The sequence below is a fragment of the Rhizobium laguerreae genome, from assembly GCF_002008165.1.
GTDB lineage: Bacteria > Pseudomonadota > Alphaproteobacteria > Rhizobiales > Rhizobiaceae > Rhizobium > Rhizobium laguerreae.
Window position 1 is genome coordinate 20,014 of record NZ_MRDM01000031.1, and the last position, 19,211, is coordinate 39,224.

Genomic DNA, 19,211 nt, shown 5'->3' on the forward strand with positions numbered 1-19,211 from the left:
GGTGCCGCCGCGCGCTGGCTCTACCTGAACACCCAGAGAAGGTTTATTAGGAAATTGAAGACGAAGGCCGTGCCGATGCCGAAAAGCTTTGCCCACAAGGGCGGGAGCCCGACCTGCTGCACGAGGATCAACGTCACGCAGACATTGATCGAGAGGCCGAGCAGCGCGCCGGTCAGGAACAGTGAAGCGCCCTTGCGGCTTATTGCCTGATTGAAGACATAGCGGCTGGTGACGCTGTAGTTGACGGCGGCCGCAATCAGCCAGCTTAATGTCGCCGAAAGGCCGAGGGGCACGCCAAACGCCAACAGGCCACGAAACACCGCGAGGTCGACGATCGCAGCCAGACCTCCGGTGAACACATAGCGGATAGCCTTTGACAAGATCATCCGGACGCTTCCTCTGCCCGCAGCGCTGCGAACACCGGGTCCGAATAGGTCGAAAAGGTCAGCCAGCCCTCCCGCGCCCCGTCGGAGCGAATGAGCGGCAGGACACCGGCGCGGCGCGCCGCAAGGCCATCCCGCTCGGGCCTGTCGCCTATCAGAACGGTTTGCGCGGGGCCGACACCGGCGCGCTGCATCAGCATCTGCAGGCCGCGCGGATGAGGTTTCAGGATGCCGACACCGGGGTCGCTTGCGGCCAATACGTAGTCGGCCGACAATGTCATCCTCTGCAGCTTCTCGTCGGCAGGATAATCAGAATAGATCCCGATCGCCTTGTTCTGCCGTCTGAGCCCGGCAAACAATTCCACCAGCCCATCATACCTGCAGGATGCGATATAGGCGAGCGGACGGCGCCCGATCCATTCGCTGACGACAGCCTCGATCTTTTCGGCTGGCTGGCCGGTTCGCGCGACGATTCGCGCCATCAGGCTCGTCTGAAAATCGTCGATCTCCTCCTCGCCGATAGCTTCACGGAGGAAACGATATGCGCGTAGCACACGCAGATTGATCAGGCTGCCTCTCGCCACCGCATCAGCAAGCAACTCGCCGGCCATCCGAAGGCGCAGCCTCCGCTGGTTGTATAGCGTTCCGTCGACGTCGAAGACGACAAATCGGATAGTGCCCCAGTCGACATTGCTCGCGATCATTGGACGGTGATGTAGTGCTGCTCGGTCAGAGTCACGAGAAGCGGAATGTCGACGAATGTGGTGAAGATGAAGGCCGCCAGCAGGGCCGCGACGATCGCGATCAGGCCGGGCTCGCGGAACAGCTTTTCCGGTTTCTGCGCCGTAGAGCCCGGTTTCGTCGCCATCACGAAATAGGCCGTGAATAGGGCAACGACGAAGGGCAGGACGAGCATGTACTCGATGCGATACTTGACCAGGAAGACGGACAGAAAGGCAATCGAAAACAGTGAATAGGCAATGCAGGAGGCGGTCAGCGAGACCTGCGTATACTGGGCGAAACTCGCCCGGTAGCGCGACAGCAGATCCTTGCCATGCGACGCGACAATCTCGTCATATTCCGACAAGCGCTTTGCCGCCATAAGGAACGCGCCGCCGAACCAGTATGCCAGAATGATCGATCCCGGCGGGAGGCTCGTTGGGTCGATCATCGACCAGCCGATCACCAGGCGGATCGGATTATTGATCGATTCTGAGATGACGTCGAGATAGACCTTGTCCTTGCTTCTGATCGGATCGAGATTGTAGACGATTCCCTGAATTGCAAACAGGCAGGCGACGAAGAACAGAAGCTTGCTCGAGAGGATGGCGCAGCCGAGGCCGACGATGAGCAACACGGTCCATTCGAGCTGAACCAGCCTGCCGTTCATCGCGCTTTGCACGGCGGACCGCTGCGATTTCGTCGGATGATGTCGGTCAAACTCGCGGTCGAACCACTCGTTAATGCAGTAGTTCGCGGATGCGATGCAGAGCGCGGTCACAAATCCGAGCAGGATTGAGGACGCCAGGTCGTCGGTTCTGACCCCCCGCAGAAGATAGGCGAGGACGATGCCGGGAACGATGAAGACATGCTTCGTACTGTGATCGAGCCGTGCAATGGCGATATAGTCGCGCAAGCCCGCTCGGCCTGATGCGGTCACCCTGCGGTCACCCAAGCTTGTGTTCATGCCGGACGCCTCCTTCATCCTCAGACGGTCTATTTCCGATCACCGTCCAACAGATACACATCATAGGTTTCGAAATAATTCGCAGGGCCGAATTCGGCGAGCAGCGTCGTCGTCGACAGGAAATCGTCGATCTGCTGGCGCGAGGCATGGAAGGTCCAGTTGTAATCCTTCCGATAAATCTGCTCCGGATCTATTCTCTTCAGCTTGTGCTGCATCAGGATTACCACTGGAGACCTGGGCGCGCAGGTCCTGGCTGGTTTTCAGCGTCTCTCCAAGATCCGACCCGAGCGATGTACATCGGAACCGGCGGTTCCTTGCACCTACAAAGTGGCCTGAGCTTCTGTTCATAAGCACGTTCGAGCTGCGATTGAAACTCTGGAGCGGTTTCGTCCAACGGCTCGTTGCCGATCAAAAGTCGTCGCACATCGTCCCTCGCTTCGGTCACCGAAGGCTGATCAAGCCGTATAGGACGTAGCACAAACTCGCTGAATAATACTAGCGTAAATTAATTAGTATAATAGGCTGGGGGCGGTGCCTGTGACAATGCGAACGAGTTTCGCAGCCAATCGGTTCAAGGGCCAAATGCAGATCCAACTCGGCATTGCGCCGATCCAGTTCTCGTTGATCGTTTGCGACTCAAGACGGATATGCGGGGGCTTCTGGTCTTCAGACATTCGTTCCTCTCAGTGCCGCCAACGAGAAGCTGAACGGAAAGGACGAGTCGTCAATACCGCGACGACGGAGGCAACTCCGGAGAGCCGCCCCTAATTTTACTTTGCTGCCTTCGAGACCTTGTCTCTTCGAGGATTTCCCGCGGCTGCATCCACGAATTACTGCGGGGGGTCAGACTTCGGTCCGATTGAAGACAGCAATCTCTCTGCTAATTTTCGTTCCGCTGAGAATGCAAAACTCGGCATGAAAAGGGTGTCTGCCCCTGATCCGGAGCACCCTTTTCAAACTCTTCTTTTAGGAGTCCGACCTTGCCCCTCGGCACCGGATCGTTCGCGGGGCGGCGAACCTCCCAATTGATCATAGGTTGCAAGTATTCGGTCGGAGCACCATGCGTGCGATGGTGTTACCGGATCCATCAAATCTAAGCGGACCGTCATCAAAGTCGAAGCTTGTGATCTGCTTGGCCTCTCCGGAAATGTGAATCCTCAAACCGTCAGGATTTGACCAGCCCATGGTCGGCTCTTCATCGCCACTTTCCTCATCGTTGTAGTCATCGAGCTCAAGGTCCTCGACGCACCGATCGCCCACACATATTGATGTGCTGCAAAGCGACGGTTCACAGTCGCCATTGTCTTCCAGGTCTGTATCTCCCAGGAGATCCAAGAGCGCGATCAATCGCTCGATGTAGGCTTCAACGGCTTCACGACGCAGCTGTTGAACGACCTGGCTCATGCAGATGCCCTCCTGGCTACTTCCGCCACAAAGGTAACGAAGCGGGCGAGCTGGCGAGGCTAATACGCTTCCGTTTCTGCCTCCTGAAAATTGGAACTATTCGACATGATAATTGGAGGTCAGGAACCTGTCGGTTGCAGGAGGAATCGGCGGTAGGCTTGGCGGAAGAGCGAGAGAGCGGCTGGGAAGGCTTGACCTGGCAGCGCTTGGAGAGCGCCTGGGCAGGTCGGTTCGTTCTCACTCTTGCTAGGATTTTCTGCGATGTTATCCGCCTCCGAGCTGGCGGACCGTCTCGCGCGCGACGCCGAGGCGGTCTGCCGCCACTACCTCTCCGCCGGCCGCCGGGCCGGCAATTACTGGATTGTTGGCGATGTCGCCAACAGCAAAGGCCGATCGCTTTACGTCTACCTCTTCGGCCCTCGTGCCGGCAGATGGACGGACGCGGCGACCGGACAATATGGCGATCTGCTCGATCTCGTTCGGGAAACCTGCGGTCTTGTAGACTTTCGCGATGTTGCCGATGAAGCACGGCATTTCCTGAGCCTTCCGCAATCCGAACCGGCGACGTCCCGCGGGGGCGGCGCCCCCGACTATCCGCCGGTCGAGAAACCGGCGGCGGAACGCGCGAGGCGCCTGTTCGCCATGACGCAGCCGTTGGCAGGCACCCTTGCAGATGCCTATCTGCGCGAGCGGGGCATCCTGCAGGCATCGACGCATGCGGCGCTTGGCTTCCATCCGTCCTGCTACTATCGGGATCTGGGGTCCTCCCGAACGACCAGCTATCCAGCCCTGATTGCGGCCGTCACTGACCCGGCAGGGCAGATCACCGGCGTGCATCGCACTTGGCTGGATCCTGGCGGCGAGGGAAAGGCCAAGGTCGAGGACCCCCGACGCGCGCTTGGCGGTCTTCTCGGCAACGCCGTGCGCCTTCGTTTTCCGATCAACGGACCCGTGCCGATCATGGCGGCAGGCGAAGGTCTCGAAACCATGCTTTCGCTATCTCATGTGATGCCCGGCTTGCCTATGGCGGCCGCGCTCACTGCCAACCACCTCGCGGCTTTCTCACCGCCGGCCGGGTGTCTGCGCCTCTACATCGCCGGTGACGCCGATGCAGCCGGGCGACACGGGATCGAGAGATTGAGCAGCCGTGCGCAGGCGCTCGGGATCCTGCCGCTGGTGCTTGCCCCGGAGCTCGGCGACTTCAACGAGGATCTGCGCTGGCTCGGCCCGGAGCGGCTGATTGGGAGCCTGCAGGCGCAGCTCGTTCCGGAAGATGCTATGGCCCATCTGCCCATGTGAGGCTGGCAGAGACAGTGGGGAGGGGTGGCGTTCGTCACAACTGGCAAGGTCGTTCCATGAGGCACTTCCTCCAGCTGGGCGCGCCCGCGGGCCTGTGGAGAGGCGACCTTTACCACGCGGCGGCCGGGCCTTCAGCGGGTCAGTCAGGTTTCTTCCCCGCGCCGGCTTCGCCGGCGCTCCTCGCGGTTCAAGAAACCTTCCTTCTGCCGCCCGGCGCTGCGCTGGGCCGCAGCGCTTCGCGCCGCGGTTCCGGCCCGTCTTCGCGTGAGCGGGGTTCGCCGTCAGGCCGCGAGAGGCGCCGCCGCAACCGACGGAGACTATCATGAACCTGACACTTCCCATCGACGACGCCTTCGAGCCCCACCATGCCTCCTCCCCGACCGACCGCTTCATTTACGAAATGCAGATCTACGGCCACCGGCCCTTCCAGGACGAACCCGATCCACGGCCGCTCCCGGAAGAGCCGGTTGTTCAGTCGGCGTTGACCGCAATCTTCGACGCCCTGTTCGAGATGCTTGGCCACACGCGGCTCGAGCCTGATCTCGAAAACCTGCTCTGGTCGATGGTCAACCTCTTCCACCGGGCCGGCGAGCGCATCCAGCGCGAGCTGCAACGCAACGAGGACGCACAACGCATCGGACAGCGGGAGCAGGACGGCTCGGAGGTCAAGAGCGTCGAGCTCGAGCGCCTGCTCGCCGAGGGCATCACGTTTCGAACGCCGCAACGCCTTCGAGTTCATGCGCGACTACGCGGCCGACCTCTTCGAGGCTCAGACCGGATCGGCATGGCGGCCGCGCACCGGCTCCAAGGTCAGCCACGCCAACATGACTGCGGCGATGATCGACTCCAAGGACTTCCTCTCCGCACGCCGCCGCGCCGAGACCGAGGTGCTGATCCCGAGCGGGACCAAGATCGCCTTCTCCGGCGGCATGGATTACAACGATCATGAACGCATCTGGGCGAAGCTTGACCAGGCGCACCTAAGGCATCCCGATATGATCCTGCTCCACGGCGGTTCGCCGAAGGGCGCCGAGCGCATCGCCGCCTGCTGGGCCGAAGCTCGCAAGGTGACGCAGATCACCTTCAAGCCGAACTGGACGAAGCACGCCAAGGCCGCTCCTTTTCGCCGTAACGACGAGATGCTCTCGGTCATGCCGGCCGGCGTCATCATCTTCCCGGGCTCAGGTATCACCGGTAATCTCGCCGACAAGGCACGTCGCCTCGGCGTCCCGGTCTGGCAGGCTGCGGAGAATGGCGCGTGAGCGCCATTTCCTCCATGCGGGGAAAAACCTGATGGTAATGAGATCGCGCGTTATCGCGGAGAAAAACAGGGAACTTGCATTTCGATGCATTTGTGTACACAATTCTGGGGAACATGGAGCCTTTCAATGTCTGAACCTCGGCCGAACGCATCTTCTCCCCGCCGTGTGGGCGTGCGGGAGTTTCGTGGCAATCTGACATCCTTCCTGAAGCAGGTTCAGGACGGACAGAGGTTCGTTCTGATGTCCCATCACAAGGTTGTTGCCGAAATCGGCCCTCCGTCAGTTGACATGGCAGTGCGCAAGCCCGGCGCTTTGCGTGGAAAGATCAGCGTTCCCGACGATTTCGACAGCTTGCCCGCAGACGTTCTGAAGGCGATGGAAGAGGGGACGTGAGGCTTCTGCTCGATACACATGCGTTGTTATGGTGGCTCAATGACGACGAAAGGTTGAGCAGTCATATCCGCAGCCTCATTGCGGATCCTGAAAACGATGTACGCGTAAGTGTCGTTTCCCTTTGGGAAATCACCGTGAAATTGCGGATCGGGAAGCTCGATGCAGACATAGACGAGATCCTAGAGGTCCTGCCAGATCAGGGATTTGATAGGCTCGATATTGCCGACGCACATCTGATCGCACTTGGAAAGCTTCCGCTCCATCATCGAGATCCCTTCGACCATCTCCTTATGGCGCAGGCGGTCGCGGAGGGCGCGCATTTCGTTTCGGAGGACCAGAATGTGCCGCTTTACGGTATTGAATTCTTGACCTGTTCGGATCCCTCAACTTCGCTGGACCCACCTGGGCAATAGTTTTGTGGCGCCCGCCTCAAACGTGAATAGATCCCTTGCGCGGCAGCGCGCGCCACCTGCCGAGTGATCATGTCGGGTCACGGACGGCAGACGCAGCCTCTGGCCGGCCTGTAACCCTTCCGGCGCTTCCGGCGTGCAAGATCGAGAAAATGCGCCACAGCTTCCTGTTCGGTCCCGAACACGTCGGTCCTCTCACCGCCACACTTCCCGATCCGCCCCCAGCTTCGCACGACCGCGGTTTCGCCAAACAAGGTAGGCTCGATTGCAAGCGTGTAATAGCGCGCCATGTTGCGGCTGGCATCGATGCGTTGGCAATGGAGGTGGAACGACATTCGGCTCATGCCGGGAATCATTTCCGCCGGGACCGATCCTGTCCAACGAGAGATTTGAATCCTTTACAGCCGATGGATTCCGTTTTGTGATGTGTTGGCACGTCACGGGCCTGCGAAGAACGCTCGACGAAGCCGGCCTCGGTCGCTTGAGACTGCCCGTGTGCCGACGGTTGGGTGTTCGGCGGATGTCGGATCCGTCAACCGGGCGACGGGGCGAGTCCGCGAAGGATCACGTGTTGGACCCCCGAGCGAGCAGCTTCACCCGGCATGTCCGCTCGGTCTGCAGTTGCCAATGCGATCACCGCGTCGGCCACGCCGAGCGACAATGTATGATGGGTGGTGGGCGGGCGCATCTCGATTGCGGCGGTTGGAAGCGGCAAGGTCTTTGCGCAGAATGGCGGCGAGGCACTCCGAGTGGCTGTGCCACTCTCACGCAGCGCCGGACCGGGCGGCCGTAGTGGTTTGTCCCGACCTTCGGTCGCACGAGGCCATTTCCGTTCTCCATGTCGCCTTTCTAAGGGACCGGCCGCCATCAGCGTCAACCCGCAAGGGGTTCCCTGCGCTGCGCTCCGGTGACGCCTGCGGCTCGGCCCCTTCTTCGGGCGCCATCGGGAATGGTCCCGAGCAACTGAAGGAGACAATACCATGGCCACCACGATCGCAACCCTGACGCAGAAGACCGACGGCAGCCTCGAGGGCATCTTCGCCACCATCCGGGTCAACGCCCCGATCGCCATCGTCCCGAACGCCAACAAGGCGAGCGATGAAGCCCCCGACTACCGCATCATCCACCGCAAGACCGGCTTCGAGATCGGCGCGGGCTGGAACCGCATCGCCCGCCTGACTGGCGAGGAATACCTCTCCGTGAAGCTGGAGGCTCCGGAGATCGGCGTGATCTTCGGCAACCTCGCCCCCGCTCCCGGCGGCGAGCCGAACCGTAAGGTCATCCTCTGGAACAACCCGGCCTGAGCCGCACAGCAGCCGGCCCCGGCAACGGGGCCGGCTCTCACCGGCTAGGGTTCGTTCGGTGCCCACCGCTGCCATCTCACGGTGATGTGGCTGCTGGAGATGGTTCAGAGGTACCTTTCCAGCAAGGTTTGATGTCATCAAGCCGGCAACGGGCATCGAGCCCCTTGCCGGCTTTTCCGGTGCCATACGGAGAGGGAGGGTCTGCTCAGTCCGTCCGAGGGTGCCATGGCGGCATGAAGGCCTCAAGGACGAGCGGTGCCCCCAATTTTGTCTGCGCTCCGGGTCCCCTCCACTGTGACAAAATCGGCTCCCCCACTCGCCGGCTCCGCCGATTGCTTCGCAATCCTTGACCCCTGCATCCCTCCATGGCCGCGGGCGGCGTCTTTCACAAACGTCAAGGAGACGACAATGACCACTTGCATCGACGAAGTCATCGCGCTGCTGCAGGCCGAGCTGCGAAACGCTGATCCAACCGAGCGTCGCCAGATCGAGAACGAACTCGAACTGGCTCTGGCCGAACGCGAGGTGATCTGGGCCGAGCAGGAAGGCAGCATCGAGGCTGAGCCCCCGTTCTGACGGAGGCTATCCCGTGTTCGTGAGCCTGGCCGGCCGGATCGACCGGCCGCCAGGCTATCAAGGGTTTCACCCCTCGACACTCCCCGCCGGCTGACGCCGGAAACGGTCGCGTCCCCTTTGGGGCCGCGGGTCTCTTCTCTCTCTGACGTCCTATTTTACTCCAGCAAATCCGGCGTCAAGGACGGCGCGGTCTCCCCCAATTTTTCCGGGCGCTGCGCTCTGGAAAAATCGGTTCCCCCGCTTGCGAGCCGCGTTCCGCGGTCCTTGACCCCTCTTTGCAACAGAGTGGCCGATCTCCGTCATCAACATGAAGGAGATCACATTATGACATCCGACCAGAACCTCATGCTTTACGCCAAGCTTGCCGGTTTCCGGCTCGTCGTCCTCGCAAATCGCTTCGGATGCGACACCGATTTCTCGCGAGAACTTCACGATCGGCTGATTGAAGGGCTCGAGGCGGCAGTCGCTCGCATCCGCGTCATCATGGAATTGGAACGAACCCTTATCGTCGGAGATGACGAATTCATTGCCTATCAGCTGCAGGGCGAGAACGAGATTTTTGGGCGCTTCACCATCAACCTGCTTGATGATCTCGACATCGATCTCGACACATGTGAATACCGCATCAACAGCCGTGGCTGGACCAACGCGGTTGCGGCGGATGACGGTGGGGTCGAGGTCAACTTTCCGACATTGGTCCGGTTGACCGACGATGAACTCGGCACACTGGCGCCGATCGTAAAGCAAATCACGCAGAAAACTGGAATTCCGGTTCATGCGGTGCGCGCCGTTCAATGCTAGCGGTAAAAGCGCTCGGATGCAGAGAGAGGCGGCTGATGCCGCCGCCTCCTACTGGCGATGCTTACATTGTGAGCAAAGTTGCAGCATTGCTGTAAATATTGTATATCACAATAAATACAGCAAAAAAAGGAAATCCATATGTCAAAATCAAGCGGTTCCTATTCAACCAGCGATCTATCGCGTAAATCTGGCGACATCATCGCCGAGGCTCTCCGCCATCCAGTGACCATCACCCAGCGGAATAAACCCCGGCTGGTTCTCCTGAATATCGAAGACTACCAGCGGCTGATGAAGCAATCGAACCAGCGCACCGTCGGGATCATCGAAACGATGCCCGATGAACTGTTTGCCGAGTTCGAAAACGCCGTCGAGGCCTACGCCAGCGAGGACGAGGCAGGACGCTCATGAACTACGAGCTGTGAGAATGCCGCGGCGGGACGGTGATCTGGTTCTCTTCTTTCCCGTCACCACCAAACAACCGGAGGCGTCGCGGTTTGCTGTGGAAGTGCCAGCGATCGAAAAGGGCCGCGCCGGTCTCGATGCCGATCGCAGGCTTTGGATCATCTTCGATGAGTTCAATACCGACATCGTTGGAAACTCATTCTATCTTGAGCCCGAGCCCCAACCGGCCGCTTCAGCAAGGCCTTCTTCCTGCCGCTGCTGCGCGAATTCATCAGTCGCCGCAAGTCGGCCACGGAGGTCAGCCGATTCCGCTGACCTTTGGCTCGTGATAGCCTCGTTACCGCTTGGCCTGCTGCAGCTATCACAAATAGTCTCCGCCGCTCCGCGCGTCGAAAGTTTCGATCTTGTCTTGCCCGTTGGGGCTGATCCGGCCGGATACGCATGGGCGATACCTTCCGCTATCGTCGGCGGTATCGATAAAGGCGCCAGCAAGGACGAGGTGCAGGATCAACCGTCACTCACGGCACCGGTTTGACGAAGCGGTTCGCCTTGGCTGCCGCATTCATGTCCTTCCGCCGGAAGTAGATCGCCCGTCCGCAGCGGATCGGGCGATGGCCCTGCACGATGATGATCTGCTCGTCCTTGCGCATCGACTGGGTGATTTCGTGCGGCATGATCAGCGGCCGGCGCTGGAAATTGACGCTCTCGGATTTACGCGTACCGCCATTTTTCGTGTCCCAGCCGATATTGCGCGAACGCCCTTGAACCTCGACGGTCATTTCCCCGCATTGGGCAGAAACATTTCGCGCCGTATCGAGCGCCTTGATCGCGGCGTAGGAGACAAAGGCGCAGCCATCGATCCATGACGTCGCGCCATCCTTGCCGAAGTGCCGCTCCAGCTGTCCGACCGATTGATAGAGCAGCATCATGCTGATGCCGTACTTACGACCGCGATCGCGCGCCTCTTCCAGCACCCGAATATAGCCGAGCAGGTCGACCTCATCGAGCATGAAGAGCGCTCGGCGGCTGAAGCGGCCATCGGCCTGGACCATGGCGTTGATCAGAGAGCCGATGATGACGCGCCCGATGCCCGGATAGGAGCGCAGGATCGACGCCGGGATATTGAGGAATACGTCCGTCCCGCCAGCGATGATATCGCTCGACCTGAAGGTATTGCCGCAGACGAGCGCGGCGTAACTATCCAACGAGAGCCATTGCGTGTCCTTCGACGCCGTCGAATAGACACCCGAGAAGGTCTGTTCGGTCATGTTGGTGAAGACGCCGAGCGTTTCGCGGATGAAGGCAGATTCCGAGTGTTCTTGAATATCGCGCAGCATGGCGAGCACCGACGGCTCCGGCTCGGAAACGATCTGGCGCAGGCTACGCAGGTTGCGCCGGCCGGCATATTCCGGCGACAACATGACGTGGGCGAGCAGGCCGGTTCGCGCGCTTGCCTCTTCCGGTCAGCCGTCATGTGAAACCTCCGACGGCGCTCCAGTCCCACTATCTGATGGTCGACGTGTTTGAGGAGGCGCGCCACCAGGCCCCTTCTTTTCCTGTTTGCGAAATCGCGCAGCGATCTCTTCGAAAATCCGGTCGATCTCCTCGTCGGCGATCTCCGTTTCCGCCAGCCCGGACTTCATCGCCGCACGGGCAAACCGCTCGGCGGATTTAACGATCAAACTTCTCCTGCGTTCTCTGAGCTTCTCGATCTGGGCATCGAGATCAGAAATCGATGATTTGACGGCCATCGTGGGTTTCTCCTTTCCTGAAAATACCGCTCCTTATACTGACTAGAATAAGATAGTTAAACAGGCTATTTTGCACCAGCCCGAAAATGTCGGGGCTGGAATTCCGGCTGATGGCCGTCTTCCGGAAAAGCGGTATCGGCCCTGCGGTCCGATCGGTTTGAGGGCGCAATATACGTCGCTGTCGCGACGTGCCCGGATGATGTGGAGACGTCAGTGGCGATCATGTTCGTCAGAGCGCAGGTGATCAGCAGAGGGACGGGGCGCAGCATCGTCTCGGCCGCGGCCTATCGCCACCGCGCCCGGATGATGGACGAGCAGGCCGGTACGTCCTTCAGCTATCGAGGCGGGAGGGCCGAACTGGTGCATGAGGAGCTGGCTCTGCCGACGCAGATACCGGAATGGCTGCGCACGGCAATCGATGGCCGCACCGTTGCAGCGGCGAGTGAGGCGCTGTGGAATGCGGTCGATGCTTTCGAGAAACGGGCGGACGCGCAGCTGGCGCGTGAGCTGATCATCGCCTTGCCGGAGGAACTGACGCGGGCCGAGAATATCGCGCTGGTGCGTGAGTTCGTCCGCGACAATCTCACCTCGAAGGGCATGGTCGCGGACTGGGTCTATCACGACAAGGACGGCAATCCGCATATCCATCTGATGACGGCGCTAAGACCGCTGACGCAGGAGGGGTTTGGACGCAAGAAGGTGGCAGTCACCGGTGAAGACGGCGCGCCGTTGCGCGTCGTCACGCCGGACCGCCCAAAGGGCAGGATCGTCTACAAGCTCTGGACTGGCGACAAGGAAACCATGAAGGCCTGGAAGATCGCCTGGGCGGAAACGGCCAACCGGCACCTGGCGCTTGCAGGCCATGAGATCCGGATCGACGGCCGCTCCTATGCCGAACAGGGTCTCGATGGCATCGCGCAAAAACATCTCGGGCCGGAAAAGGCAGCACTCTCCCGCAGGGGTGCTACGATGTACTTCGCGCCGGCCGACCTTGCCCGGCGGCAGGAAATGGCCGACCGGCTGCTCGCCGAACCGGAGTTTCTGTTGAAGCGGCTCGGCAATGAACGCTCCACCTTCGATGAGCGCGATATCGCCAAGGCGCTGCATCGATATGTCGACGATCCTTCGGACTTCGCTAATATCCGCGCGGGGCTGATGGCGTCGGACGACCTGGTCATCTTGAAGCCGCAGGAGGTCGATCCTGAAACGGGCAAGGTAGCGGAACCCGCTGTCTTCACCACGCGCGAGATACTGCGCATCGAGTATGACATGGCGCGGTCGGCGCAGGTGTTGTCGGAGCACAAAGGTTTTGCCGTTCCGTCACGGTATATCGCGGCCGCCGTCAAAAGCGTCGAAGCTGGCGATCTCGACAAACCCTTCAAGCTCGATGCGGAACAGGTCAATGCCATCCGTCATGTCACCGGTGACAGCGGCATCGCGGCCGTGGTCGGCCTTGCCGGTGCCGGCAAGTCGACACTGCTTGCCGCGGCACGCGTCGCTTGGGAGAGCGGTGGCCGCCGGGTCATCGGCGCGGCCCTTGCGGGGAAGGCTGCGGAGGGACTGGAAGACAGCTCCGGCATCAGGTCGCGAACACTCGCCTCCTGGGAACTCATCTGGGCCAATGGGCGCGACACGCTTCACCGCGGCGATGTAGTGGTTGTCGACGAGGCCGGCATGGTGTCGTCGCAGCAGATGGCCCGCGTGCTGAAGCTCGTGGAACAGGCGGGGGCGAAAGTCGTCCTGGTCGGCGACGCGATGCAGCTGCAGCCGATCCAGGCGGGTGCGGCGTTCCGGGCGATCACTGAGCGGATCGGTTTTGCCGAACTTGCCGGCGTGCGCCGTCAGCGGGAAGACTGGGCGCGCGAGGCATCGCGGCTTTTTGCGCGCGGCGAGACGGAGAAAGGTCTCGATGCCTATGCGCAGCAGGGTCGCCTTGTCGAGGCGGAAACGCGTGACGAAATCATCGGGCGCATTGTTGACGACTGGACGGCGGCGCGCCGACAGGCGATCCAGGCTTCAAGCACGGCCGGCAGTGATGGTCGTCTTCGCGGTAACGAGCTTCTTGTACTCGCCCATACCAATCAAGACGTGAAGCGTCTGAACGAAGCGCTGCGATCGGTGATGACAGGAGAGGGCGCACTCGGTGAGGGCCGCTCTTTCCGGACCGAACGTGGTGCGCGCGAGTTCGCCGCCGGCGACCGCATCATCTTCCTGGAGAATGCCCGCTTCCTCGAGCCACGTGCGCGCCGTCTTGGTCCGCAATATGTGAAGAACGGCATGCTCGGCACCGTCGTTTCCACCGGCGACAAACGTGGCGAGGTTTTGCTGTCGGTCCGTCTCGACAATGGCCGTGACGTCGTCATCAGTGAGGACAGCTACCGCAATGTCGACCATGGCTACGCCGCGACCATTCACAAATCACAAGGTGCCACCGTCGAGAGAACCTTCGTACTCGCCACCGGCATGATGGACCAGCATCTGACCTATGTGTCGATGACCCGACATCGCGACCGCGCTGACCTCTATGCCGCGAAGGAAGATTTTGAAGCGAGGCCGGAATGGGGAAGGAAGCCGCATGTCGATCATGCCGCCGGAGTGACCGGTGAGCTCGTGGAAACCGGACAAGCCAAGTTCCGGCCGAATGACGAGGATGCCGACGACAGTCCTTATGCCGACGTGAAGACGGATGACGGAAGCGTCCATCGTCTCTGGGGTGTGAGCTTGCCGAAGGCACTCGAAGAGGGCGGTGTCTCCGAAGGCGACACGGTCACCCTGCGCAAGGACGGTGTCGAGAAGGTCAAGGTTCAGGTTCCGATCGTCGATGAGCAAACTGGGCAGAAGCGGTTCGAGGAAAGAGAAGTCGATCGCAATGTCTGGACCGCCAAGCGGATTGAAACCGCCGCAGAACGCCAGGAACGGATCGAGCGGGAAAGCCATCGGCCGGATGTGTTCAAGCAGCTCGTCGAACGTCTGTCGCGCTCCGGCGCCAAGACGACGACACTCGATTTTGAAAGCGAGGCCGGTTATCGCGCCTATGCCGACGACTTCGCGCGACGCCGTGGTCTCGATCATCTTTCGCTTGCCGCAGCCGGGGTGGAGGAAAGCCTTTCCCGGCGGTGGGCCGGGATCGCCGAGAGGCGCGAGCAACTGGCGAAGCTCTGGGAGCGGGCGAGCATGGCGCTCGGCTTCACGATCGAGCGGGAACGGCGGGTCGCCTATAGCGAGGAACGGGCAGAACCCACACCCGTCTTGGAGGCAGACGTTGTGAGTGGCCGATATCTGATCCCGCCCGCCACAGGCTTCACCAGGAGCGTGGAGGAAGACGCGCGGCTGGCTCAGCTTGCGTCGCCGGCCGGGAAGGAACGGGAGGCGATCCTGCGGCCGCTATTGGAGAAGATCTATCGTGACCCGGATGCGGCGCTTGTCGTCCTGAACGCGCTTTCATCGGATGCAAGTATCGAACCTCGCAGGCTTGTTGACGATCTTGCCGCGACACCCGACCGGCTTGGCCGCCTGCGTGGTTCCGATCTGATCGTCGACGGTCGTGCGGCACGCGACGAGCGCAGCAACGCGACCGCGGCATTGCTGGAACTGATACCGTTGGCCCGCGCGCATGCCACCGAGTTCCGCCGGAATGCTGAGCGGTTTGGTTTCCGTGAGCAACAACGCCGCGCTCACATGTCCCTGCCGATCCCGGCTCTTTCCAGGCAAGCGATGGCGCGTCTCGTGGAGATCGAGGCGGTGCGCAGTCAGGGTGGTGACGACGCCTACAAGACCGCCTTTGCGTTCGCCACAGAAGACCGCTCGCTCGTGCAGGAAGTCAAGGCCGTCAGCGAGGCGCTCACGGCCCGCTTCGGCTGGAGCGCCTTCACATCCAGAGCCGATACGGTTGCCGAACGCAACATGGTCGAGCGTATGCCGGAGGACCTCACAAGCGTCAGAGGCGAGGAGTTGACCCAGCTGTTTAAAGCCGTGAAGCGCTTTGCCGACGAGCAGCATCTCGTCGAGCGGCGGGATCGCTCGAAGATCGTCGCTGGCGCCAGCGTCGATCCCGAGAAGGAGAATGTCCCCATGCTCGCCGCAGTCACCGAGTTCAAGACCCCTGTCGACGAGGAGGCGCGATCTCGTGTGCTCTCAGGTCCTCTCTATCGCCAGCAGCGAGCAGCGCTGGCGGCCGTGGCAGGCGCGATCTGGCGCGATCCGGCCGGCGCCGTCGGCAAGCTCGAAGAGCTGCTCCAGAAAGGTTTTGCTGCCGATCGCATCGCCGCTGCGGTGACCAACGATCCGGCCGCCTACGGCGCGTTACGCGGTTCCGATCGCCTGATGGACCGGATGCTGGCCACCGGCCGGGAGCGGAAAGAGGCGGTGCAGGCCATGCCTGAAGCCGCCGCCCGCCTGCGCGCGCTCGGTTCGACCTACGTCAATGTGTTCGCTGCCGAACGCCAGGTTGTTGGCGAGGAGCGACGGCGCATGGCAGTCGCCATTCCCGGCCTGTCGAAGCCGGCGGAAGACGTGCTCATGCGACTGACAGCAGAGGCGAAGAACAACGGTCGCAAGCGGAATGCATCGGCCGTTTCTCTCGATCCGACTATTCGCCAGGAGTTCGCCGCAGTCAGCCGGGCGCTCGACGAGCGCTTTGGTCGCAATGCCATCCTCCGAGAGGAGAAGGATCTCGTCAACGGTGTGCCACCAGCACAGCGCAATGCCTTCGAGGCGATGCGAGAAAAGCTGAAGGTTCTGCAACAAGCAGTCCGCTGGGAAAGCAGTGAGCAGATCATCTCAGAACGGCGTCAGCGGGCTGTCGGCCGTGGGCGCGGCATTGAACTCCGAGACGCACTAAAGTGAACAGGAGAGCACTTACGATTGCAATCGTCATCGTGAGCCGGGCGCACGGAGTCGCAATCCCGTGCCGTAGTCCGATGATGCGGAACAGCGGTCGCGGAACCTCTGATCAAGCTACGGTTTATCAAAGGGATCGTTTGGTTCCCGCCGCTGCAGCCGGTGAGGACAGGATCGTCGTCGACGAAGTCGCGCTCGGCGCCGCCCTTCCCGAGATCGGCAAGGTCAGTCCCGTCGCCGGCGATGCCTCAATGCGATATATCACCCGCGCCGTCGATCTCGCCATGTCTGGCCAAGCCGATGTCATCGTCACCGCGCCCATCAAAAAGGAAGCGATGAACCTCGCCGGCCATCCCCATTGCGGCGAAAACGGCCTGTTCGGCACCGAAGACATGGAATTCCTGGCGCCCGCCGTCGAGCAGGCGCAGGCAAAGGGCATCGACGTCGTCGGCCCGATCTCGGCCGATACGGTGTTTGCCCGCGCCTATAACGGCGCCTTCGATCTTGTCATCGCCCAGTATCACGATCAGGGCCATCCTTGGATTCCAACGTGATGCCGAAACTGTCAAGTTCGGCAGCTTCACGACGGCCTGCAGCTTTGCGGATGTCGATCATCGGAAGATTGCGGAAGCTTGCGGTTGCCCTGCAGTCCGCATCTCAAATCCCGCCGATCTTCCTCGATACCTTGAGCGCGGTCTCTCCGGAGAAAGTCCCCTTCTGATTGAGGTCATGACAGAGGCGGGCGCCCATCCACCGCTGTCGCTGTTTGCTGAAATGGATCACGCGGCATGAGCGCTGACCGCGGCCCGCATGTAGCGGTTATCAGCGGTGGCACCACTGGGATCGGTCTTGCCACCGCATTTCGTCTGCTCAAGGCCGGTCATCGGGTTGCCGTCTTCAGCCATGGCGAGGCAAGCGTCATGGCCGCAGGCGCCGCGCTTGCTGAGGCTTTCGGACCAGAGCGCTCGCTTGCGAGAAGGGTTGATCTCCGCGAACCGTCGGCAATCAGTTCCTTTTTTGGCGAAGTCGCCCGTGACCTGGGCGCACCTGGGATTCTCGTCTGCAACGCCGGGATCTCGCCGAAAGGTCCAGACGGTCCTCTTAACGTCTCTGACCTTACTCTTGAGGAGTGGAATGACGTGCTGGCCGTCAACGTGACCGGGACGATGTTGTGTTGCCGCGCTGTTCTGCCTGGCATGAAGAAAAGCGGTTCTGGACGAATAATATTGGTTGGATCTCTTGCCGGTCGGACAAGACCACGGATCGCCGGCGCGAGCTATGCGGCGTCCAAAGCCGCACTGTCGGGATTGTCTCGCGTGCTGGTCTCTCAATATGGTCCCTATGGCATAACATCGAATGTTGTCGCGCCAGGCCGCATCCTCACGCCACTGACCGGCTCTCCCGAAAGCAAGATCAACGTCGACGCGCTCGCTCGTATTCCGGCCGGTCGCCTCGGTATGCCGACGGATGTCGCCGCCGTGATCGCTTTCCTAGTGTCGGAGGATGCCGGGTTCGTCAATGGAGCCATTATAGATGTCAACGGTGGCGAGTTCGCGCCGAGCTGAGCTCGGTTCACAGGCGAGGAAAAAGGCAATCGACATGGCTCCCGTCATTCTGGTTTGCTCGCAGAACGCCGAGCTCTATCTGCTCCTCGCGCACATACTGCATGGCGAGGGTTTCAAGGCTCGTCTTGCCGCAAGTGACGCCGATGTGGCGGACGCTTGCACGTCAGCAGAGCTTTCCGCGGTCGTCTTAGATTGTGCGGGGTGGCCGAGTGATGTTGCGCCCCTTTGTGCTCTCTTGAAAGATTCACGGCTTCCAGTGGCGGCACTTATCGGCGACGGCACACGTGCCCAGCACCTGCAATTGATCAAGGCCGGCTCCGACGAAGGCATCGCACGTCCTTTGTCGCCTTCAAAACTCCTCGCCTTTCTCCACGGCACAGGCCCGCAGTCTGAGGCTTCGACTCTGCGCAACTTTGCTGGTGCCGCCGAGATTGTCTTCGGCCCGCACGCCGTCGTGGTTTCAGGCAAGAGAATAGCGCTTGCGCCTATGGAGATGAGAATCCTCAGGTTTCTATTAGAAAGGCAGGGGCAGATCAGTACCCGCGAGCAACTCATTGAGGCCGTTTGGCGCGATCCACACGCTGTAGAAAGTCGGACGGTTGACGTGCATATCGGCCGGCTGCGAAAAGCGTTTGCAGGACTGCGTAATCTGGGGATTCGTACCGTGTACGGCGCAGGTTACGCTCTCGAATACCATTATCATTGATATCCGCATATCCTAGCCTCTAACGGGTTCACGGCGACGTAGGCGCCCGGATCTCTCCGGGGCTAAACAGGCGCGCTCCTAAAAGGGTCAGCGATAAAGGAAGTGCCGCCGGTGGCGTCCACATGGATGATCGGCACCAATCTCCATACTTGGCAGGTTGTCGTGCAGGAAAAAAGCCCGGCCGCGCATAAGGCCACGACGCTTGAGAAAGTGGGTGCTCTGACGTGTGGTTCACGTTACCGCCTCGGGGTTGCAAACCCAAGAAAGTTACGAAACAGACGTCGGCTTAGCAGTGTTCGGAGATGATTGAATTGAAGGCCTGCGAATTCATCTGTTGGATCGAAATGCAGCTCGATAGCTCCGGTCTTCAAATCATGCCTGGGATTAGGTTAGATCAGCCTCTGTAAACGTCCGAACCGTAATTGCCAT

17 protein-coding genes and 6 pseudogenes are annotated in these 19,211 nt (G+C 60.8%); 14 read left to right on the top strand and 9 right to left on the bottom strand.

The window, feature by feature from the left end; translation table 11 throughout:
- Nucleotides 1-20: 20 nt before the first annotated feature.
- From BS630_RS32620 to BS630_RS37725, 6 genes and pseudogenes are all read right to left on the bottom strand, one after another.
- A complete protein-coding gene (locus BS630_RS32620) occupies nt 21-386 on the bottom strand; it encodes a GtrA family protein (protein WP_077980773.1) in 366 nt (121 codons plus the stop codon).
- Nucleotides 383-1,087 (bottom strand): HAD family hydrolase, encoded by a 705-nt coding sequence (locus BS630_RS32625; protein ID WP_077980774.1) that lies wholly within the window; start codon nt 1,085-1,087, stop codon nt 383-385. Before BS630_RS32625 ends, BS630_RS32620 begins: the two co-directional genes overlap by 4 nt.
- A complete protein-coding gene (locus tag BS630_RS32630) occupies nt 1,084-2,070 on the bottom strand; it encodes a UbiA family prenyltransferase (RefSeq protein ID WP_077980965.1) in 987 nt (328 codons plus the stop codon). The genes BS630_RS32625 and BS630_RS32630 overlap by 4 nt, the downstream gene beginning before the upstream one ends.
- A 29-nt stretch (nt 2,071-2,099) precedes the next feature.
- Entirely contained in the window at nt 2,100-2,285 is a 186-nt protein-coding gene (locus tag BS630_RS32635; RefSeq protein ID WP_231285909.1) for a hypothetical protein, read from the bottom strand.
- Between the two features lie 65 nt (nt 2,286-2,350).
- A pseudogene (locus tag BS630_RS32640) lies at nt 2,351-2,494 on the bottom strand (DUF1173 family protein); the annotation flags it as partial.
- Between the two features lie 605 nt (nt 2,495-3,099).
- On the bottom strand, nt 3,100-3,474 hold the full coding sequence (locus BS630_RS37725; protein WP_183594596.1) for a hypothetical protein: 375 nt from the start codon (nt 3,472-3,474) through the stop codon (nt 3,100-3,102).
- Between the two features lie 261 nt (nt 3,475-3,735).
- Here BS630_RS37725 and BS630_RS32655 point away from each other — a divergent pair, with 261 nt between their 5' ends.
- The 4 genes and pseudogenes from BS630_RS32655 (at nt 3,736) to BS630_RS32670 (ending at nt 6,841) form a co-directional block, all read left to right on the top strand.
- The gene (locus tag BS630_RS32655) at nt 3,736-4,773 is read left to right on the top strand and encodes a DUF7146 domain-containing protein (RefSeq protein ID WP_077980776.1); all 1,038 of its coding nucleotides are present in this window, start codon (nt 3,736-3,738) and stop codon (nt 4,771-4,773) included.
- Nucleotides 4,774-5,095: 322 nt separating this feature from the next.
- Nucleotides 5,096-6,035, top strand: a pseudogene (locus BS630_RS32660) (DUF2493 domain-containing protein).
- A gap of 126 nt (nt 6,036-6,161) precedes the next feature.
- Nucleotides 6,162-6,428 (top strand): type II toxin-antitoxin system Phd/YefM family antitoxin, encoded by a 267-nt coding sequence (locus BS630_RS32665; protein WP_077980777.1) that lies wholly within the window; start codon nt 6,162-6,164, stop codon nt 6,426-6,428.
- Nucleotides 6,425-6,841, top strand: coding sequence for a type II toxin-antitoxin system VapC family toxin (locus BS630_RS32670; RefSeq protein WP_077980778.1), 417 nt, complete (start codon nt 6,425-6,427; stop codon nt 6,839-6,841). The genes BS630_RS32665 and BS630_RS32670 overlap by 4 nt, the downstream gene beginning before the upstream one ends.
- Before the next feature lie 77 nt (nt 6,842-6,918).
- Here the strand turns inward: BS630_RS32670 and BS630_RS32675 are convergent, their stop codons facing one another.
- Entirely contained in the window at nt 6,919-7,194 is a 276-nt protein-coding gene (locus tag BS630_RS32675) for a WGR domain-containing protein (protein ID WP_077980779.1), read from the bottom strand.
- 624 nt (nt 7,195-7,818) lie between these two features.
- On the opposite strand from BS630_RS32675, the gene BS630_RS32680 reads away from it, so the two are divergent.
- The 5 genes and pseudogenes from BS630_RS32680 to BS630_RS32700 all read left to right on the top strand — a co-directional run bounded on the left by BS630_RS32680 (nt 7,819) and on the right by BS630_RS32700 (nt 10,236).
- Nucleotides 7,819-8,142: a DUF736 domain-containing protein gene (locus BS630_RS32680; protein WP_017958412.1), complete on the top strand. Its 324-nt coding sequence runs from the start codon at nt 7,819-7,821 to the stop codon at nt 8,140-8,142.
- 408 nt (nt 8,143-8,550) lie between these two features.
- Nucleotides 8,551-8,718: a hypothetical protein gene (locus BS630_RS37555; protein WP_167383850.1), complete on the top strand. Its 168-nt coding sequence runs from the start codon at nt 8,551-8,553 to the stop codon at nt 8,716-8,718.
- Nucleotides 8,719-9,042: 324 nt separating this feature from the next.
- A complete protein-coding gene (locus BS630_RS32690; RefSeq protein ID WP_077980780.1) occupies nt 9,043-9,519 on the top strand; it encodes a hypothetical protein in 477 nt (158 codons plus the stop codon).
- A 138-nt stretch (nt 9,520-9,657) separates the two neighbouring features.
- Nucleotides 9,658-9,927, top strand: a complete 270-nt coding sequence (locus BS630_RS32695; protein ID WP_017958416.1) for a type II toxin-antitoxin system prevent-host-death family antitoxin — start codon at nt 9,658-9,660, stop codon at nt 9,925-9,927.
- Between the two features lie 16 nt (nt 9,928-9,943).
- Nucleotides 9,944-10,236: pseudogene (locus BS630_RS32700) on the top strand (hypothetical protein).
- A 203-nt stretch (nt 10,237-10,439) separates the two neighbouring features.
- Here the strand turns inward: BS630_RS32700 and BS630_RS32705 are convergent.
- Together BS630_RS32705 and BS630_RS32710 are read right to left on the bottom strand one after the other, a co-directional pair.
- A pseudogene (locus BS630_RS32705) lies at nt 10,440-11,363 on the bottom strand (type IV secretory system conjugative DNA transfer family protein); the annotation flags it as partial.
- 21 nt (nt 11,364-11,384) lie between these two features.
- Complete coding sequence (locus BS630_RS32710) at nt 11,385-11,672, bottom strand: TraC family protein (protein WP_077980781.1); 288 nt, start codon at nt 11,670-11,672, stop codon at nt 11,385-11,387.
- A gap of 213 nt (nt 11,673-11,885) precedes the next feature.
- Here BS630_RS32710 and traA point away from each other — a divergent pair, with 213 nt between their 5' ends.
- The 5 genes and pseudogenes from traA to BS630_RS32735 all read left to right on the top strand — a co-directional run bounded on the left by traA (nt 11,886) and on the right by BS630_RS32735 (nt 18,782).
- Nucleotides 11,886-16,517 carry a Ti-type conjugative transfer relaxase TraA gene (traA, locus tag BS630_RS32715; protein ID WP_077980782.1) on the top strand — a complete coding sequence of 1,544 codons (4,632 nt, stop codon included), beginning with the start codon at nt 11,886-11,888 and terminating at the stop codon, nt 16,515-16,517.
- Between the two features lie 131 nt (nt 16,518-16,648).
- Nucleotides 16,649-17,047, top strand: a pseudogene (locus tag BS630_RS32720) (4-hydroxythreonine-4-phosphate dehydrogenase PdxA); the annotation flags it as partial.
- Nucleotides 17,046-17,303, top strand: a pseudogene (locus tag BS630_RS32725) (thiamine pyrophosphate-dependent enzyme); the annotation flags it as partial. The pseudogenes BS630_RS32720 and BS630_RS32725, both read left to right, overlap by 2 nt.
- A complete protein-coding gene (fabG, locus tag BS630_RS32730) occupies nt 17,300-18,076 on the top strand; it encodes a 3-oxoacyl-ACP reductase FabG (protein ID WP_077980783.1) in 777 nt (258 codons plus the stop codon). The pseudogene BS630_RS32725 and the gene fabG, both read left to right, overlap by 4 nt.
- A gap of 34 nt (nt 18,077-18,110) precedes the next feature.
- Nucleotides 18,111-18,782, top strand: a complete 672-nt coding sequence (locus BS630_RS32735) for a winged helix-turn-helix transcriptional regulator (protein WP_077980784.1) — start codon at nt 18,111-18,113, stop codon at nt 18,780-18,782.
- Nucleotides 18,783-19,211 lie beyond the last annotated feature (429 nt).